The sequence below is a fragment of the Psychrobacillus sp. genome (assembly GCF_032154225.1).
Taxonomy (GTDB): Bacteria; Bacillota; Bacilli; order Bacillales_A; family Planococcaceae; genus Psychrobacillus.
This window is the reverse complement of sequence record NZ_JALDYF010000005.1, coordinates 79,369-95,901: the sequence shown is the minus strand read 5'-3', so window position 1 is coordinate 95,901 and position 16,533 is coordinate 79,369. Positions and strand designations below refer to the sequence as shown.

The following is a 16,533-nucleotide window of genomic DNA, read 5'->3' as shown; positions in this document are numbered from 1 at the left end:
AGGTAGTGTGAGAGGTATGAAAACAATCGTCATTATTCAGGCTCGTATGGGTTCTACTCGTCTACCTGGGAAAATTCTAATGCCACTGGGAGAATTGGATGTCCTATCGTATGTAACGGCTCGTTGCAATAAAATTAAAGGTGTAACGGAAGTCATTGTGGCAACATCTACTTTGCCCCAAGATGATGCTGTGGAAAATTGGTGTAACGAGCATAATGTATCGTGTTTTAGAGGATCTGAGGATAATGTGTTGGATCGTTTTGTACAAAGTGCGAAGCGGTATGAACCTGATTATGTGATGCGCGTTACTTCTGATTGTCCCTTTGTTGATTTTGAAATGGCTAGTAACCTTATTGAATTAATGGAGCATGAAAGAAAAGATATTGTGTTAATTGATGGTCAGCTGCCCCGGGGACTAGCAGTGGAGTTGATTTCATATGAAGCATTACTTCGCATTTATAGAAGCGAGTTAGAAGAACGCCACCGGGAGCATGTAACCTATTATGCGTATGAATTTAGTGATCAGTTTGAAAGTGTTACGTATATTGCTCCAAAAAATCGTGTTGCGTCTGAGTTACGTATTACGTTAGATATGGATGCAGATTATGAATTATGTCAGGCGGTAGCAGGGCATTTTAATGATATTTATGTTTCAAGTGCTGATGTGATCGAATATTTATTAGAAAATCCTGAAGTTGCTCGATTAAATGCACATATTGAACAAAAGCCGGTGATGTGATGATAGAGGTTATTATTCGAACGGATGCCTCGATAGCAATTGGTAGTGGACATGTGATGCGTTGCTTAACGATTGCGAAACAATTACAAATGGCAGGATGTTCAGTCCGTTTTTTTATGAACGAATTGCCAGGGCATTTGATTGATTATGTGGAGCAGCAAGGCTTTCAAAATGTCAATGAAATGCAGGAAGCAGGTTTATGTATTATTGATCATTATGAAATTGATGAAGAATGGGAAAAAGAGATTCGTCCATTCGTGAAAAAAATTGTAGTTATTGATGACTTGGCAAATAGACCGCATGATTGTGACGTATTACTAGACCAAAATATAGTTCCTAATTATGAAAATCGGTATGACGAATTGGTTCCTGTACATTGTGTGAAATTATTAGGTCCGAATTATTTAATTATGAGAGAAGAATTTATTCGAGAAAGAAATAATCTAAAGCCTACAAATAGTGAGGTTAAACGTTTGCTCGTATTTATGGGAGGGGCGGACCCTACTGGAGAAACAATGAAAGTACTATGTGCTTTAAAGCAGCAGGTTTTAGAATATGTGGATATTGTAGTAGGAAGCAGCAATCCTCAAAAAGAAGAAATTAAAGCGATTTGTATAAGAGAAGGGTATCATTTTCATTGCCAGATAGATTATATTGCTTCTTTAATGGGTCAAGCGGATTTTTCGATTGGAGCAGGTGGAAGTGCAACTTGGGAACGTTGTTTCGTTGGTTTACCATCATCAAGTACAGTCGTTGCAGAAAATCAGCATATTACAACAGAAACAGTTGCTGGATTAGGTGCGGTTTGGAATTTAGGTTGGCATGAAAAAGTAACAGAAGAGACATATAGAGAGTTAATCGTTTCATTGGCGAGTAGAAAAGAATTTTTGGGGAATTTGAGTAGTATTGGATTGAAGTTAACGGAACAAACAGGTAGAACAAATTCCTGGTTAAAGCGGTTTTTGGAGGTAGAAAAATGATTCAAATAGGACATAAACAAATTGGCCGCACTGCAAAGCCATTTATAATTGCCGAAATGTCGGGCAATCATAACCAATCGCTCGACCGTGCTTTAAAAATAGTGGATTTGGCAGCTGAGGCTGGGGCTGATGCAGTGAAGTTGCAAACGTATACACCAGATACGATGACTTTAGATATTCATACAGGTGAATTTTTTATAACAAGTGATACAAATTTGTGGCAAGGTCAGTCACTCTATAATTTATATAAAGAGGCGTATACACCTTGGGAATGGCATGAAGCAATTTTCAATAGATGTAAAGAGCATGGGATGGTTGCGTTTAGCTCTCCATTTGATGAGACGGCAGTGGATTTTTTGGAAACATTAAATGTACCTGCATATAAAATTGCTTCATTTGAAAATATAGACATTCCTTTGATCGAAAAAGTTGCAGCAACTGGTAAGCCAATTATTATTTCGACTGGAATGGCATCTATTGCAGAATTAGATGAGGCTGTACAAGCTGTTAAATCCCAAGGAAATGAACAACTTATTTTATTGAAATGTACGAGCACATATCCAGCTACGCCAGAAAACTCGAATATTTCTACGATTCCTCATATGAAAGAATTATTTGGAACTGAAATAGGATTATCTGACCATACGATGGGTGTTGGGGTGTCGATTGCAGCTGTGACACTTGGAGCAGTTGTTGTAGAGAAACATTTTACTATTTCACGTGCAGATGGTGGCGTGGACGCGACATTTTCTTTAGAACCGCATGAACTTAAAACATTAGTAGAAGAGACGGAACGCGCGTGGAGAAGTCTCGGAACTATTTCTTATGGGCCAACTGAAGTAGAGAAGCCTTCCCTAGAATATCGTCGATCACTTTATATAGGGGAAAACTTAAAAGCTGGCGATATATTAACGAAAGAAAATATTCGAGTTATACGACCAGGACATGGACTTGCCCCAAAATATTTTGAGCTAATTGTCGGGAAAAAAGTGAATCAAGATGTGTTAAAAGGTACGCCATTAACTTTCGATATTTTATTATAAGGACTGATATTATGAATAAACGAACCACGTTTTTATCGTATGGAAAACAGTCGATTGATGAATCAGATATTGAGGCAGTAGTAGCAGTTTTACGATCGCCTTTTTTGACGCAAGGGCCAAAATTAGGGGAGTTTGAAAAGTCAGTGGCAGCATATGTAGGTGCAAAATATGCTGTTGCGTTTACGAATGGCACTGCCGCTTTACATGGCGCTTGCTATGCAGCCGGAATATCGGCTGGTGATGAGGTTATTACAACTCCGATTACATTTGCAGCTACGTCAAATGCGGTCCTCTATTGTGGCGGAACTCCAGTGTTTGCAGATATCGATGAACATACTTACAATATTGATCCAAAGGAAATAAAGAAAAAAATAACATCCAAGACGAAAGCGATTATGCCAGTCGATTTTACAGGTCAGCCTGTGGACTTAGATGAGATTATGAAAATTGCAGATGAACATCAGTTGGTCGTTATTGAAGATGGAGCCCATTCACTTGGCGCAATATATAAAGGGAAAAAAATTGGTTCTCAGGCGCATATGACCATGTTCAGTTTTCATCCGGTTAAGCCAATAACGACTGGTGAAGGCGGTATTATTACAACGAATTCAGAAGAGTATTATGAAAAATTAAAGCGTTTTCGAAGTCATGGAATTAGTAAAACTCTCCATTCGGTTGAACAGGGAGATTGGTATTATGAGATGGTCGAGCTTGGCTATAATTATCGAATGACGGAACTTCAAGCAGCTTTAGGCTTGTCTCAAATAGTTAAGTTAGATGGATTTATTGAAAGAAGACGTGAAATTGCTAGATTGTATAATGAGAAGTTAGGACATCTACGAGGGATTATTATTCCAAAGCAATTAGAAGAAACGGAGTCTGGTTGGCATTTATACTCTATTCAATTAGATTGTGAAAAGATAACCAAACCACGAAAAGCAATATTTGAGGAAATGCGTTCGCTGAATATAGGCGTTCATGTTCATTATATTCCAGTATACTGGCATCCTTATTACAGGGAACTAGGATATGAAAAGGGAATATGTCCAAAAGCAGAGGAATGGTATCAGCAGGCGATGACATTGCCGATTTTTCCAGGGATGATGGAAGAGGATGTAGAGAGTGTTGTAAGTGCACTAAGTGAAGTTTTGCAATAACTAAATCGAAGGCTAATATACTAAAAATGGGGTAGACATATGGCTGAAAATCATAGTATTAATATTCCAGCACATCATAATATATATAATGGTGTTTCAGGTAGAGAATTACGAATTGAATTCTCTCTTCCCGAAAAAGAAACAAATGAAAATACTGGTATTGCTATTTTAGTTCCAGGGTTTGGTGGAAATATTGATTCGAATGTTTATAAAAAAATGAGAGAAGAATTTGCTGATACTTATAATTTAGTAACCGTACAATGTGATTATTTTGGTAGTGAGTTCATGCAAGGGGCTGCTTCGTTTAATCTAACAGGTGATATCAATAATTTGTTTTCCCTACTTACTGATGAAGAAAAAAACACATTGAATAGTGATTATTCTAATTTATTTGAGATGTTTGCGACTAGAGATATCATGATTCCTGTTGTAGCAAAGATAGCAGAAACGGAAGATCATTTTAATGATATGGGTTATATGCAGTCCATTGATATTATTACAGCAATTGAAGCAGTAAGAATTATGTTAAAGGAAAATAAAGTGAAGTTTAATGAAAAATATGTTGTAGGCTATGGTCACTCGCATGGTGCATATTTACTTCATCTAAGTAATTGTTTGGCTCCTCATTTGTTTTCTCATATTATCGATAACTCTGCTTGGATGGAACCAGGCTATTTAAATGAAAACCGTCGCTTATTTCAACCCTACGGGCAAATGATACTACAAATTGACTTCGAATATCTAGCGGGAAAATATATCAATGATAAACGTGCGCTCAATTTAAATATTTTATATGATAGCTTCGATAACACTACAAAAATCATTTCTTTTCAAGGAAGTGATGATCATTTAATTAATCATAACGAAAAAGAGGCTCTTATAAAGAGTATCCCACATACAGACTTTATTTTGATGGAAGAAAAAGATGTTGATGGATTAATTTTTAAATCGAATAAGCACGGGTTGGATGCTGAATTTTTGAAAGCGTTTGATTATGGGGTAGAAAAGTTAGGACACCATGAGAACAGTGCTGAAGGTAAATTAGTATATGAAGTTTTATTATCTGAAACGAAAATTAAAGTGGACTATTTTTCTGGTCTACCGATATTTTCAAAAGAAGTTGTATTTAAATAGTAATAGATTGAAATAAACCTCATTGTATCTATAATTGTTAAAAGAGAAGAGCAAAAAATAAAAATCATTCGAGATGGACGGTGACAGTAATGACTGAAAAAACAAGACCAGTATTAGTTCCAGCATATTTGAAAGAGTTTCAATGTATAGGTTCTGCTTGTGAAGATACTTGCTGTGCTGGAGGATGGGCAGTAACAATAGACAAAGGAACATTTCAAAAGTACCGTGAGACAAGGCATCCTGATATGAAAGAGCTGTTAAAGAAAAATATAGCACGTAATCGATCTAGTACTTCAGTATATGATTATGCAAAGATTAAAATGGATGACGAGGGTGCTTGCACGCTTTTAGATGAGCGAGGCTTGTGTAAAGTGCACTCATTACTAGGACCAGAAATGCTATCAAATACATGTGCAATATATCCTAGATTATTAAATAATGTAGATGAAACAATCGAAAAAAGTTTAACTTTATCTTGCCCAGAAGCTGCAAGATTAGCGTTGCTTAACCCTAATGGAATAGATTTTCTAGGGGAAGAGGAACCTGCAAATACTAAAGGATTCATCAATAATAGATTACAAACTGTCCAAAAGAGTCCGCATTTCTGGGATTTACGTGTTTTTACGATACAAGTATTACAAAATCGTAGGCATTCAATTGAAATTCGTCTTATTATTTTGGGGTTATTTTTTCAAAAAATAGAGTCTTTAAATGAACAAGAATTAGCACATCAACTTCCGATAATCATAGAAGATTATTCAAGTAGGTTAGACAATGAACAATTTATCCAGTCGATTAAAGATATACCTACTAACTTATCACTTCAAGTAGGTATGGGGAGATCATTGATCAAATATCGGTTAATTGGTGGTTTTTCAAGTAAACGCTATTTAGATTGTTTGCATGATGTGATTAAAGGATTATCTTTAGAGGATGAGACACCTATCGAAAAGATAATCGAGAATTATAAACATGCAAACGAAACGTACTATAGTCCATTTATGCAAGAGCATGAATATATACTAGAAAATTATATGGTGAATTTCGTTTTTAAAAGTTTATTCCCAAGTGATCAGTCTACAATGTTTGAAAGTTATACGATGTTAGTTATAAATGTAATCTTAGTGAAACTCCATTTAATAGGTATGTCAGCAGTGCATAAAGGACTGTCAACAGATTTAGTTATTAAATTAATCCAATCATACACAAAAGTATTCGAACATAATGCAGAATATATTGCTAATGTCCGCGATTCATTGAAAGAAAGTGGTTATTCAACAATGGCACATATGGCTGTATTGATAAAAAGTTAATAAAAACCGTTGAAGTTTTAGATAAACTTCAACGGTTTTATAGTTATTTAAATAACCCTAATATATTACTTACATTTTGATTCGTTTGCTTAATGAGCAACTCATCACCTTTTTGACGAATCCCTTGTTTGACAAAGTCCATCATTTCAAGAGCCATGTCTGGGTCTCGGATGAGTGACTCTGTACGTTGTAAGCTAATTTCCGTATTCGCAACGTTCTCTTTATGATGCGTAAGAGCTTCGTAATCGGAACCAGTATTTGCTAAGTGTTTCGAAATAATCGATTGGGCATTTTCAACTTGTGAAATAAGCTTTTCTGCTTTTTCTTGCGTAGAAATTTCAGCAATTGCTAATCCAAGTTGTGCAGTACTTATATTCACAGTGTCGATTCTCATTTTTTGTCCAGCGTTAGCCCCTACATGTATGTAAAGAGGTCGCACGTTTCCAAGAATGTTTTGGGTATTGAATTCCAAATCTTCCGATGTATCATCAATCGATTTTAACAATTGGTTCAATTCCATCTCAACTGCAGTGCGATCATCATCTGTCATTGTGTCGGTAGAAGATTGGACTGCTAACTCTCGCATGCGCTGAAGAACACCACTAACATGTTGAAGTCCAGCATCTGTTACTTCTAATACTGAAATACCATCTTGCATATTTTGTTGTGCTTTTGCGAGCCCTCGAATTTGTCCACGCATTGTTTCCGAGATAGATAATCCAGAAGCATTATTGGCAGCGCGTGTTAATTTATCTCCACCAGATAATTTTTCAAGTGTTCGAGTTGTTGCGGATTGATTTTTTTGATATCTGTTTACAGAAAAGGATGTCGCCACTTGATTTTGTATTTTCAATTCATTCACCTCCATGTGAAATTTTCTGGGATTCATTTGTATTATCGGCATTATTACCAAAAGTTTTTGCAGGAAGTGAAACTTTCTAAAAATAAACCGATATAATTAAAAGAAAGTTGTAAATGTAGGGGGGAGTCATATTGAGAATTTCATCTCAAGCACAAGTAAAAGAAATGACAGTAGCAGTTCAACCTCAACCAGAAGCAATTGCAGAAGTTCCAAAAACAACAAGTGTAACAGAAAATTCTTTGAAACAAATGATGCGTGCAGAACAAAAAGCAAACGAAAAAGAATCTTTTCCAAAAGAAAAAGTACAAAAAGCAGTTGATTCTTTAAATGAATTTATGACGCTACAAAATCATAATTCCAAATTTGTTATGCATGAAGGTTTAGAACGCTATTTTGTACAAGTAGTGGATTCTCAAACAGATGAAGTAATTAGAGAGGTTCCACCTCGAAAATTACTTGATGCATTTTACACAATGCAAAAGTTTTTAGGCATGATTGTAGACGAAAAGATATAATATTAGGAGGTTGTTAAAATGGCAATTAATAGAGTCGGCGGTTTAGCATCAGGAATGGATATTGATGCACTAGTAGCTAAGCTAATGTCAGCAGAAAAGGCACCATTATACAAATTACAACAACAAAAAACGAAGTATGAGTGGCAACGTGATGCATATCGTGGTGTAAATACGAAACTAAAAACATATGATACGTATGTTTTTGATAATTTTAGGTTATCAAGTAGCATGGGGAAGAAAACGCCTACTGTTTCTGATACAACAAAAGTTGGCGTAACTGCTGGTGCTGGTGCAACGGGATCATTATCGATTGATGCAGTTCAACAAATGGCAACTTCTGCTCGTTTAAATGGTTCGTTGACTGGTACTACAAATAAAACATTAGCAAAATCAACGGATTCTTTAGCAGATGTGTTAGGGTTTGCAAATGTGTCTCCTATTCCTTCTGAGTTAAAATTAACTGTGAACAGTAAAAATGAGGATGGGACTCCTGTTTTAGATGAGAACCAACAACCTGTTACTAAAGAAATTACAATCGACACTTCGAAAAGTATGGATGAAATTATAACGAAGTTACGAGAAGATGGTGTCAATGCAGGTTTTGATGCAAAAACTGGTGCATTTGCTTTTGCACCAAAGGGTAAGGATGAGATTGTAGTAGATGCAGGTTCACAAGCTGCATTTTCTGCATTAGGAATGACTGTAGATCCGAATACAGGCGAGTCTAAAACTAAACCGCTTTGGACAGACGCAACATCGGCAATAGATAAAAATACAAAATTAGGTGAAATAGGTCTTGCAGGAGGAAAAATTACAATTGAAGTTCCTTCGGCAACTGGTGCACTAATATCTAAGACTGTTGAATTTAAGGAAACTGATTCTGTAGATTCATTTTTAAAAAGCTTAAATTCTGCTGGGGTTACAGCTTTAATGGGAATGGACGGTAAAATTTCGATCACAGCTAATGCCACGGGGACAGGAAATGTTTCTATGACAGCTGTCGAAGGCGATGGAGCTGCCTTATTAAATAAACTTGGTCTAGACGATCCAGCTAACTCTGTAGACGGAAAAAATGCAATGTTTACAGTAAATGGTGTACAAATGGAAGAACGATCTAACAAAGCAAATATTTCCGGCTATGAAATTACACTAAAGCAAGAGTTCAGTTCAGGTGCAGTTACTATCGAGTCTTCTGCAGATGTGCAAGGGCTAGTAGATAAAATAAAAGAATTTGTTAGCACGTATAATGGTTTAATTGCAGACTTAAACGGTCAATTAAAAGAAGATAAATACCGCAAATATGCTCCTTTGACATCTGAACAAAGAGAAAGTATGAAGGAAAATGAAATTAAGCTATGGGAAGAAAAAGCGAAAAGTGGACTATTACGAAATGATTCAATCATTCGTGAAGGATTAGCAAATATGCGTTCTATCTTCTCTGGTTCAATTGCAGGATTGAATGATAAAACAATTGATTCTTTTTCTGAATTAGGCATCGCAACATCAAATCAGGTTTCCGATAATGGGAAATTAATTATTGATGAGAACAAACTACGTGCTGCTATTGAAAAAGACCCAGATCAAGTAATTAGCATTTTCAGTAATACAGGGGAAGTAAAAAAAGAGTTGAATGCGAATGGTCGTATGGAAACAATCGATTCACGAGGTATTGCACAACGTATGAAAGATTCACTGACAGCCGTAATGGCGGATATTGAGAAAAAAGCTGGTAAGTCGACACATACAGATCAACAATACTCAATTGGGAAAAACTTGGTTGGTTTAGATACTCGTATCGATCGTTTAAATGTTCGTATGGTAAATCTTGAGGCGCGTTATTGGAAGCAGTTCACTGCAATGGAAACGGCGATTAACAAAGCAAACTCACAGTCAGGTATGTTTTCGCAATTTACGGGACAATAGGTTAGTATAGAGAGAAAAGGTAATAGAAAAAGGAGTTGTATCATATTGGCAGCACAATCGGTTCACCAAGCTTATAAAAATAATAGCGTGAGTACGGCTTCGCCTGGAGAGTTGACGTTAATGCTTTATAATGGATGTCTGAAGTTTTTAGGAAAAGCAAAAATTGCGATTGCTGAAAAGGATATTCAAGAAAAAAACATTAACTTGCAAAAGGCACAAAATATTATTCAAGAGCTCATGGTGACGCTTAATATGAATATTGAGATTTCTAAGTCTATGATGCAAATGTATGAGTATATGAATCACCGTCTCATAGAAGCAAACATTCAAAACTCCGTAGAAATAATTGCAGAAGTAGAGGGCTATGTGACGGAATTTCGTGATACTTGGAAGCAAGTCATTTCGATGAATCGCCAAAGACAGTTTACTGGAGATCAAATATAATGGGTGTATTGGAAAACTTTTTAGCAGCATCTGAAAAGCTTTATTCTCATTTAACGACGATACCTGGAGAAAATGAGCGAGATGATTTTATCGATCAAATTGATGTTCTTTTGGACGAGCGTGAAGTAACTATTCAAGCTTTGGCTAGCATGGATAAATTAGAGCTCCAAGCACATCCTCTAACGGATCATTTACATGAGTTGGATCGTGGGATTAGTGAACGTTTGGAAAAAGTAATGGATGCTGTGAAGGTTGATATTCGCGGTTTACAAGAAATGAAACGAAAAGAAAATTCTTATACAAATCCATATGCTGCTACTCAATCAATCGATGGTATGTATTTTGATAATAAAAAATGAAAAAAACGTCCACTTTCTTTTACAGAAAGTGGATGTTTTTTTATCCCTCAAACACATATTCCTTCAACAGTCCTTCAAGCTTCAACGCCAGTCCTAAACTACCGTCGACTTTCAATTTCCCAAACATAAATGCAGTTGTGCTATTTAAATCTCCGGTGATTAATTTCTTAAAGTCTTTTGTGCTTAATGCTAATGTACAGTTGGCTTCTGTAGACACATCTTCTGAAATTGTTGCAATTCCATTAGATAAAATGAGCTGACGTACACAAGCGTCGTCACCTGTTAAGTTGAATTGGTAGTGAATGTTTTCATTTTGAAAAGGTGTAGAATTTTCATTCATTGTATTTTCTATTAAACTCCAAATTTCTTGCATGTTTAAATGATCAATTGTTGCCATATGAAGCCATCTCCCTCAGAGTAAATGAATAGTTATTCATTTTTAATCATGACATATGTTTCATTATTTTACGAGTATTATTTTCAAGGAATTTCTTTACTAAAATAATAGTGAGATTATGTGCAATAAGTGATAATATGAAATAAGTAGTCTATTAGAAGGAGAGAGTAGCATGATAAAAAAAGTAGTTTTGTCCGGTATATTGTTTCTTTCATTTTCAGCAACTGCAAGTGCTAATACATTATATGAAGTGCAAAAAGGCGATACATTAACTAAAATAGCGAAAACGCATAAAGTTAGTGTGAATGATCTAAGGGCTTGGAACAAGATTAAGTTAGATAGCATTTATGTAAAGCAGAAAATTATTGTAAAAATGACAAGTGGAAAGGCTCCAGCTAAACCGCCAGTAGTTGTTAAACCAAAAACGGAAACTGTCGTGAAGGTTCCAGAGACTAAGGTAGAAAGCATCACGTATCCTTTAATAGATGAAGCAAAGCCTTTATCTGAAAAAGGACGAGCTGCTTATGAAGTGCTTCTTGGATTAGGTCCTATAATGGAAGGAATCCCTTATTTGTATGCTGGAAATACAGTAGAAGGCTTCGATTGTAGTGGATTTATTTATTATATGCATTCACAAGCTGGGTTGGATATTGTTCGAAAAAGCAGTGAATCTTATTTTTTAGAAAGTGCAACGGTAGCAAATCCTGTACCTGGGGATCTTGTGTTTTTCGAAAATACATATAAAGAAGGCATTTCCCATATGGGGATATACTTAGGGGACAATGAGTTTATACACGCTGGCACAAAAGGCGTTGAGAAAGCGAAGCTCGATTCGGTTTATTGGAAGGAACATTTTGTCGGTTTTAAAAGATTTCATTCTGTAAGTTTATTAGAATTATAAATGAGATAAGAAAAAAGGGGTTATTTTGTGAAATTTACAATTGCAAAAAAGATGTGGTTAGGATTTTCAGCAGTCTTATTACTATTAATATTAGTTTCTGTTTTTTCAACTTGGACATTGATAAATGTTAGTGATAAATATAAATTTTTATTGGATGATCAAACTGTAAAGGTTAGTTTAGTAAATGAGATTGAACTTGCCCAAAAAGAAGGATCAAGAAGTTCTCTTGATTACTTATTGTTTACAACTGACGCTTCTCGTAAAAGTATTCTTGAAAATCAAGAAGAAGTAAAAAAATATGCAGCAGAACTAAGAAGTAAATTATATTCTTCCGAAACATTAGCAATGATGGATGAATTGGATAAGAAAATTGGGGCATATGGTGCAAAAAATGAAGAAATAATCGTCGCTAAACAGAGCAAAGAAGATATGAAAGTTAAGAAACTTTCGGCAGACGCGAAAACAATAAATGCAGATATGATGAAAATTTTAGGTGATATTGAACAATTTATGCGTGATGATATGGAAGCTACGCGAGTAGAGGTACAAGGCTATGAAACTGGTGGCATTACTTTCATCGTTATACTAGCCATTGCCGGCATATTAATCGGTGTTGTTGTATCTTACTTTATTAGCAAAAGTATTGCGAATCCAGTTAAAAAGGTTACAGCAGGGCTTGCAGAGATTGCAAATGGGAACTTAGCAGTTGAATCTATTCATATTAAAAATAAAGACGAAATCGGTGATATGGCGACTACGTTCAACCGTATGTCTAGCGATTTGCGTAATATTGTAACAAGTGTTAGAGATTCTTCTATGCAACTTGCGGCGAATGCAGAAGAGCTTTCAGCAAGTTCAGAGGAAAGTTTAGCATCTTCTCAAATGGTAGCAAAATCAGCAGAGGCTCAAATGGCGACGAGTGAAGAACAAGTACGTCATATGGATACTTCTGTTAACTCCATGACGGAGCTGTCGCAAGGGGTTGGACAGATTTCAGTTGGTAATGAAGAAATGCTACATGCAGCAGATGATGTAACGAAATTAGTGAAAAAAGGTTCGGCAGTTGTATCAGATGTTGCAAACCAAATGGATACGATTCATACGACATTTAAAGATACGACTGAGATTATGAATAATATGGCGAAGCATTCAGAGGAAATTCAAACAGTTACTTCTTTAATCACCGCTATTTCAGAACAAACGAATTTATTGGCATTAAATGCGGCGATTGAGGCTGCTCGTGCTGGTGAATATGGCAAGGGCTTTGCGGTTGTAGCAGAAGAAGTTCGAAAGCTTGCGGAGCAATCGAAAAACTCAGCTTCTGAAATTGAAACGATGGTACAAGTGATTCAATCTGCTTCTAGTGATGCTGTGAAAGCAATTACAATTGGTGGAGACAGAGTAGAAGAGGGACTAGCGAAGACTACGGAATCGCTTCAAGTATTTAAAGAAATCGAATCGGCTGTTGGTGGTGTAGGTGTAAAAGTAGAATCTACTTCCGCTGCAATCGAACAAATTCAAGCAATGGCTGAATCCGTTTCAGAGGGATCGCTTGAAGTACAGCGCTTAGCTTCACTAGCTGCTGATGGTGCAAATGATACAAGTGCTGCAACGGAAGAACAGCTTGCTGCAAATGAAGAAATTTCTTCGAATGCACAAGCATTAGCAGATTTGGCAGAACGACTTCAAAATGAAGTAAGTCATTTTAAACTTTAATAAATAATAGATTTGGCTTCAATTCGTATATATAACGAATTGAAGCCTTTTGTAACTAGGGAGCCCCCTTATTTTCTCCCTAATTATGATACAAAGTTTCTCAAGTTGACACAAATCGTGCTATTGAAATATCGTATACTAGTTGTAGGGGATGATTATATGTATTCATTTATCATATATACACATGTCATAAGTGCAATTCTTTCCATCGGACCTTTTTTTGTTCTATTTCCTTTATTAAATAGGATGAAGGGGAAAAGTGAAGAGGCATTAAATAGTCAAATAGAAATTTTTCAAGCGGCGATACGAATTGTGAAGCATGCAGGGCATGTTTTGGTCGGTTCTGGTGTTTTATTAGTATGGCAAGGGAATTGGCCATGGACTACGTCTTGGGTCATTATGACGATTGTTGTTATGTTTGGATCGGTGTTTTTTTTAGCAAGAGCGTTTAGGCCGAATATTAGACGATTTCAGAATGGATTAATCGATGTAGACGAACTTGTGCGAAGGCTACGCCGTTCTGTGTGGCAATATATTTTTTTATTGTTGGTCATGCTTTGGTTTATGGTTGCCAAACCGAATATATGGTAAAAGACTTTTCTCTAAAAATGAGAAGAGTCTTTTTTTATGGAATTCTTGGGGGGAGCCATTCGATTATTGGTGCAGCCATCTAATCACGGGTCCACACTTCAAATTTACAAAAAGTTCACAAATATTTTTCCCGCATGCAAAATGCGATATATCGCTAATGAAAACGGTTACACTATAATAGAATATTCTAAACTGACTGATAATTATAAAAAAGACTGTTGACGAAGCATTTTAAAGACGATATGATAACAACAATATATAAAAGATTGTGTGAAAATTCACAAACTACTAAAGAATTAAAAAGTAAAAATGCGAAGCTAAATGGTACAAAAGCGGAAAGTATAGGAGCGATTGAAATTGAGAAGTGACATGATAAAAAAAGGCGTAGATCGCGCCCCACACCGCAGCTTACTTTATGCAACAGGTGTTAAAACAAAAGATTTAGATAAACCGTTTATCGGAGTTTGTAACTCATATATTGATATTATTCCTGGCCATATGCACTTAAATAAATTTGCAGAGGTCGTTAAGGAAGCTATTCGTGAAGCAGGAGGAATTCCATTTGAATTCAACACAATTGGTGTAGATGATGGAATTGCAATGGGACATATCGGAATGAGATATTCACTTCCGAGTCGAGAGCTCATTGCAGACTCAGCAGAAACAGTTATTAACGCTCACTGGTTCGATGGGGTGTTCTACATTCCGAACTGTGACAAAATTACGCCGGGAATGCTTATGGCGGCCGTAAGAACGAATGTCCCATCTGTATTTGTATCAGGTGGACCCATGGAAGCTGGAACTTCAGCAGATGGTAAGCAACTTTCGCTTACTTCCGTTTTTGAAGGTGTTGGTTCTTATAAATCAGGAACAATGACAGCAGAACAATTGCTAGATATTGAACAGAATGCATGTCCGACATGTGGTTCATGCTCAGGAATGTTCACAGCAAACTCGATGAACGCTTTAATGGAAATGCTTGGTGTTGCATTGCCAGGTAACGGGACGATTGTTGCAACTTCGGATGAGCGTCATCGCCTTATTAAAGAAGCAGCAAAACATCTTGTACGCATGGTAAAAGAAGATGTGAAACCGAGAGATTTGATTACGAAAGAAACGATTGATGATGCATTTGCACTTGATATGGCAATGGGTGGTTCAACAAATACGGTTTTACATACACTTGCTATCGCACATGAAGCTGAAATCGAATATAACGTAAGAGAAATTAATGAAGTAGCAAAAAGAATTCCTTATTTATCAAAAATAATGCCAGCTTCTGATTACTCTATGCATGATGTACATCTTGCAGGAGGAGTTAGTGCAATAATAAAAGAACTTTGTGAGATTCCAGGAGCTGTTCATCCGGAACGCATGACGATTACAGGGAAAACACTTTATGAAAATGTAAAAGAATCAGAGATTACAAATGATCAAGTAATACGTCGGAAAGAAAATCCGTATAGTCCAGTAGGTGGTTTATCCGTCTTATTTGGAAATATTGCTCCAGAAGGTGGAGTGATCAAAGTAGGGGCAGTTGATCCTTCCATTAAAGAATTCACTGGGAAAGCAATTGTATTTGAATCACAAGAAGCATCACAAGAAGCAATTGATAATGGCACTGTTCAAGCAGGCCATGTAGTTGTCATTCGATATGAGGGTCCAAAAGGTGGACCAGGGATGCCAGAAATGCTTGCTCCAACATCAGCGATTCAAGGTCGCGGACTTGGAACAAAAGTGGCCCTCATAACTGATGGAAGATTTTCAGGAGCATCTAGAGGAATTTCCATTGGACATATTTCTCCAGAAGCTGCAGATGGTGGACCAATAGCTTTAGTTGAAAATGATGATATTATCTCTATTGATTTAACAAATAGAACAATAGAATTGCAAGTGAGTGAAGAAGAGTTAGCAAGACGCAAAGAAAATTTAAAACCGTTTGAACCGAAAATCAAAAAAGGGTATTTAGCAAGATATTCAAAGCTCGTAACATCAGCGAGCACAGGTGGAGTTATGAAAATCTGAAAATTTCATACTATAAATCATTGATGAGGCAAAAGCTAAAGGAAACTTGTATTTACAGAGAGCTGGTGTAGCTGCGAACCGGCAATACAACCTTTAGCGACATCCCCTCGGAGTGGAGTGTTGAACGGGAAACCTTTTAGATACTTCCGGGTGTAGTGACTAACTACTCTCGTTAAAAATGGATAGTCGGCAACTGTCGGTTATCTGCGAGGTAGCGGTTGCGCTACGAACTAGGGTGGTACCATGAAAAGAATTTCATCCCTATACAAAAGAACTATGTTTTTTTGTGTGGGATGAGATTCTTTTCTTTTTTATATAGAGATAAAAAAAGTAACAAGAGTCTATACAGTTACTGTCTAGACTCCAGGCGCCTGCCGCTCGAGGTCGAATGTCAATTTGCTCCTGCGCGAGCTCGTCGCAGAAGAACTCTGTCG

At 36.5% G+C, this 16,533-nt stretch carries 16 protein-coding genes; 14 read left to right on the top strand and 2 right to left on the bottom strand.

The features are described 5' to 3' along the window. Positions 1-16 precede the first annotated feature (16 nt). The 6 genes from RUH95_RS09155 to fliB all read left to right on the top strand — a co-directional run bounded on the left by RUH95_RS09155 (position 17) and on the right by fliB (position 6,366). Complete coding sequence (locus RUH95_RS09155) at positions 17-739, top strand: cytidylyltransferase domain-containing protein (protein WP_313892692.1); 723 nt, start codon at positions 17-19, stop codon at positions 737-739. Continuing rightward, positions 739-1,719, top strand: coding sequence for a UDP-2,4-diacetamido-2,4,6-trideoxy-beta-L-altropyranose hydrolase (gene pseG / locus RUH95_RS09150; RefSeq protein WP_313892555.1), 981 nt, complete (start codon positions 739-741; stop codon positions 1,717-1,719). Before RUH95_RS09155 ends, pseG begins: the two co-directional genes overlap by 1 nt. Further along, on the top strand, positions 1,716-2,762 hold the full coding sequence (gene pseI, locus RUH95_RS09145; protein WP_313892554.1) for a pseudaminic acid synthase: 1,047 nt from the start codon (positions 1,716-1,718) through the stop codon (positions 2,760-2,762). The genes pseG and pseI overlap by 4 nt, the downstream gene beginning before the upstream one ends. An 11-nt stretch (positions 2,763-2,773) precedes the next feature. After that, entirely contained in the window at positions 2,774-3,919 is a 1,146-nt protein-coding gene (gene pseC / locus RUH95_RS09140) for a UDP-4-amino-4,6-dideoxy-N-acetyl-beta-L-altrosamine transaminase (protein ID WP_313892553.1), read from the top strand. A 39-nt stretch (positions 3,920-3,958) separates the two neighbouring features. After that, positions 3,959-5,053 carry a DUF2920 family protein gene (locus tag RUH95_RS09135; protein WP_313892552.1) on the top strand — a complete coding sequence of 365 codons (1,095 nt, stop codon included), beginning with the start codon at positions 3,959-3,961 and terminating at the stop codon, positions 5,051-5,053. An 89-nt stretch (positions 5,054-5,142) separates the two neighbouring features. Then, on the top strand, positions 5,143-6,366 hold the full coding sequence (gene fliB, locus RUH95_RS09130; protein WP_313892551.1) for a flagellin lysine-N-methylase: 1,224 nt from the start codon (positions 5,143-5,145) through the stop codon (positions 6,364-6,366). A 43-nt stretch (positions 6,367-6,409) separates the two neighbouring features. Here the strand turns inward: fliB and RUH95_RS09125 are convergent, their stop codons facing one another. Beyond that, positions 6,410-7,228, bottom strand: coding sequence for a flagellin N-terminal helical domain-containing protein (locus RUH95_RS09125; RefSeq protein WP_313892691.1), 819 nt, complete (start codon positions 7,226-7,228; stop codon positions 6,410-6,412). 131 nt (positions 7,229-7,359) lie between these two features. Between RUH95_RS09125 and RUH95_RS09120 the strand changes: the two genes are divergently transcribed. Genes RUH95_RS09120 through fliT form a run of 4 tightly spaced genes read left to right on the top strand, consistent with a single transcriptional unit; the run spans position 7,360 to position 10,469 of the window. Next, positions 7,360-7,743: a flagellar protein FlaG gene (locus RUH95_RS09120; protein ID WP_313892550.1), complete on the top strand. Its 384-nt coding sequence runs from the start codon at positions 7,360-7,362 to the stop codon at positions 7,741-7,743. 18 nt (positions 7,744-7,761) lie between these two features. Further along, positions 7,762-9,666 carry a flagellar filament capping protein FliD gene (gene fliD / locus RUH95_RS09115; protein WP_313892549.1) on the top strand — a complete coding sequence of 635 codons (1,905 nt, stop codon included), beginning with the start codon at positions 7,762-7,764 and terminating at the stop codon, positions 9,664-9,666. Between the two features lie 45 nt (positions 9,667-9,711). After that, a complete protein-coding gene (gene fliS / locus RUH95_RS09110; RefSeq protein ID WP_313892548.1) occupies positions 9,712-10,110 on the top strand; it encodes a flagellar export chaperone FliS in 399 nt (132 codons plus the stop codon). Then, positions 10,110-10,469, top strand: coding sequence for a flagellar protein FliT (gene fliT, locus RUH95_RS09105; protein ID WP_313892547.1), 360 nt, complete (start codon positions 10,110-10,112; stop codon positions 10,467-10,469). Before fliS ends, fliT begins: the two co-directional genes overlap by 1 nt. A 40-nt stretch (positions 10,470-10,509) precedes the next feature. Here fliT and RUH95_RS09100 read toward each other — a convergent pair whose 3' ends face one another. Then, the gene (locus RUH95_RS09100) at positions 10,510-10,866 is read right to left on the bottom strand and encodes an SCP2 sterol-binding domain-containing protein (RefSeq protein ID WP_313892546.1); all 357 of its coding nucleotides are present in this window, start codon (positions 10,864-10,866) and stop codon (positions 10,510-10,512) included. A 172-nt stretch (positions 10,867-11,038) separates the two neighbouring features. On the opposite strand from RUH95_RS09100, the gene RUH95_RS09095 reads away from it, so the two are divergent. The 4 genes from RUH95_RS09095 (at position 11,039) to ilvD (ending at position 16,099) form a co-directional block, all read left to right on the top strand. Beyond that, on the top strand, positions 11,039-11,767 hold the full coding sequence (locus RUH95_RS09095; protein WP_313892545.1) for a C40 family peptidase: 729 nt from the start codon (positions 11,039-11,041) through the stop codon (positions 11,765-11,767). 27 nt (positions 11,768-11,794) lie between these two features. After that, the gene (locus RUH95_RS09090; protein WP_313892544.1) at positions 11,795-13,483 is read left to right on the top strand and encodes a methyl-accepting chemotaxis protein; all 1,689 of its coding nucleotides are present in this window, start codon (positions 11,795-11,797) and stop codon (positions 13,481-13,483) included. 159 nt (positions 13,484-13,642) lie between these two features. After that, positions 13,643-14,074: a hypothetical protein gene (locus tag RUH95_RS09085; RefSeq protein ID WP_313892543.1), complete on the top strand. Its 432-nt coding sequence runs from the start codon at positions 13,643-13,645 to the stop codon at positions 14,072-14,074. 357 nt (positions 14,075-14,431) lie between these two features. After that, positions 14,432-16,099 carry a dihydroxy-acid dehydratase gene (ilvD, locus tag RUH95_RS09080; RefSeq protein ID WP_313892542.1) on the top strand — a complete coding sequence of 556 codons (1,668 nt, stop codon included), beginning with the start codon at positions 14,432-14,434 and terminating at the stop codon, positions 16,097-16,099. Positions 16,100-16,533: the final 434 nt, after the last annotated feature.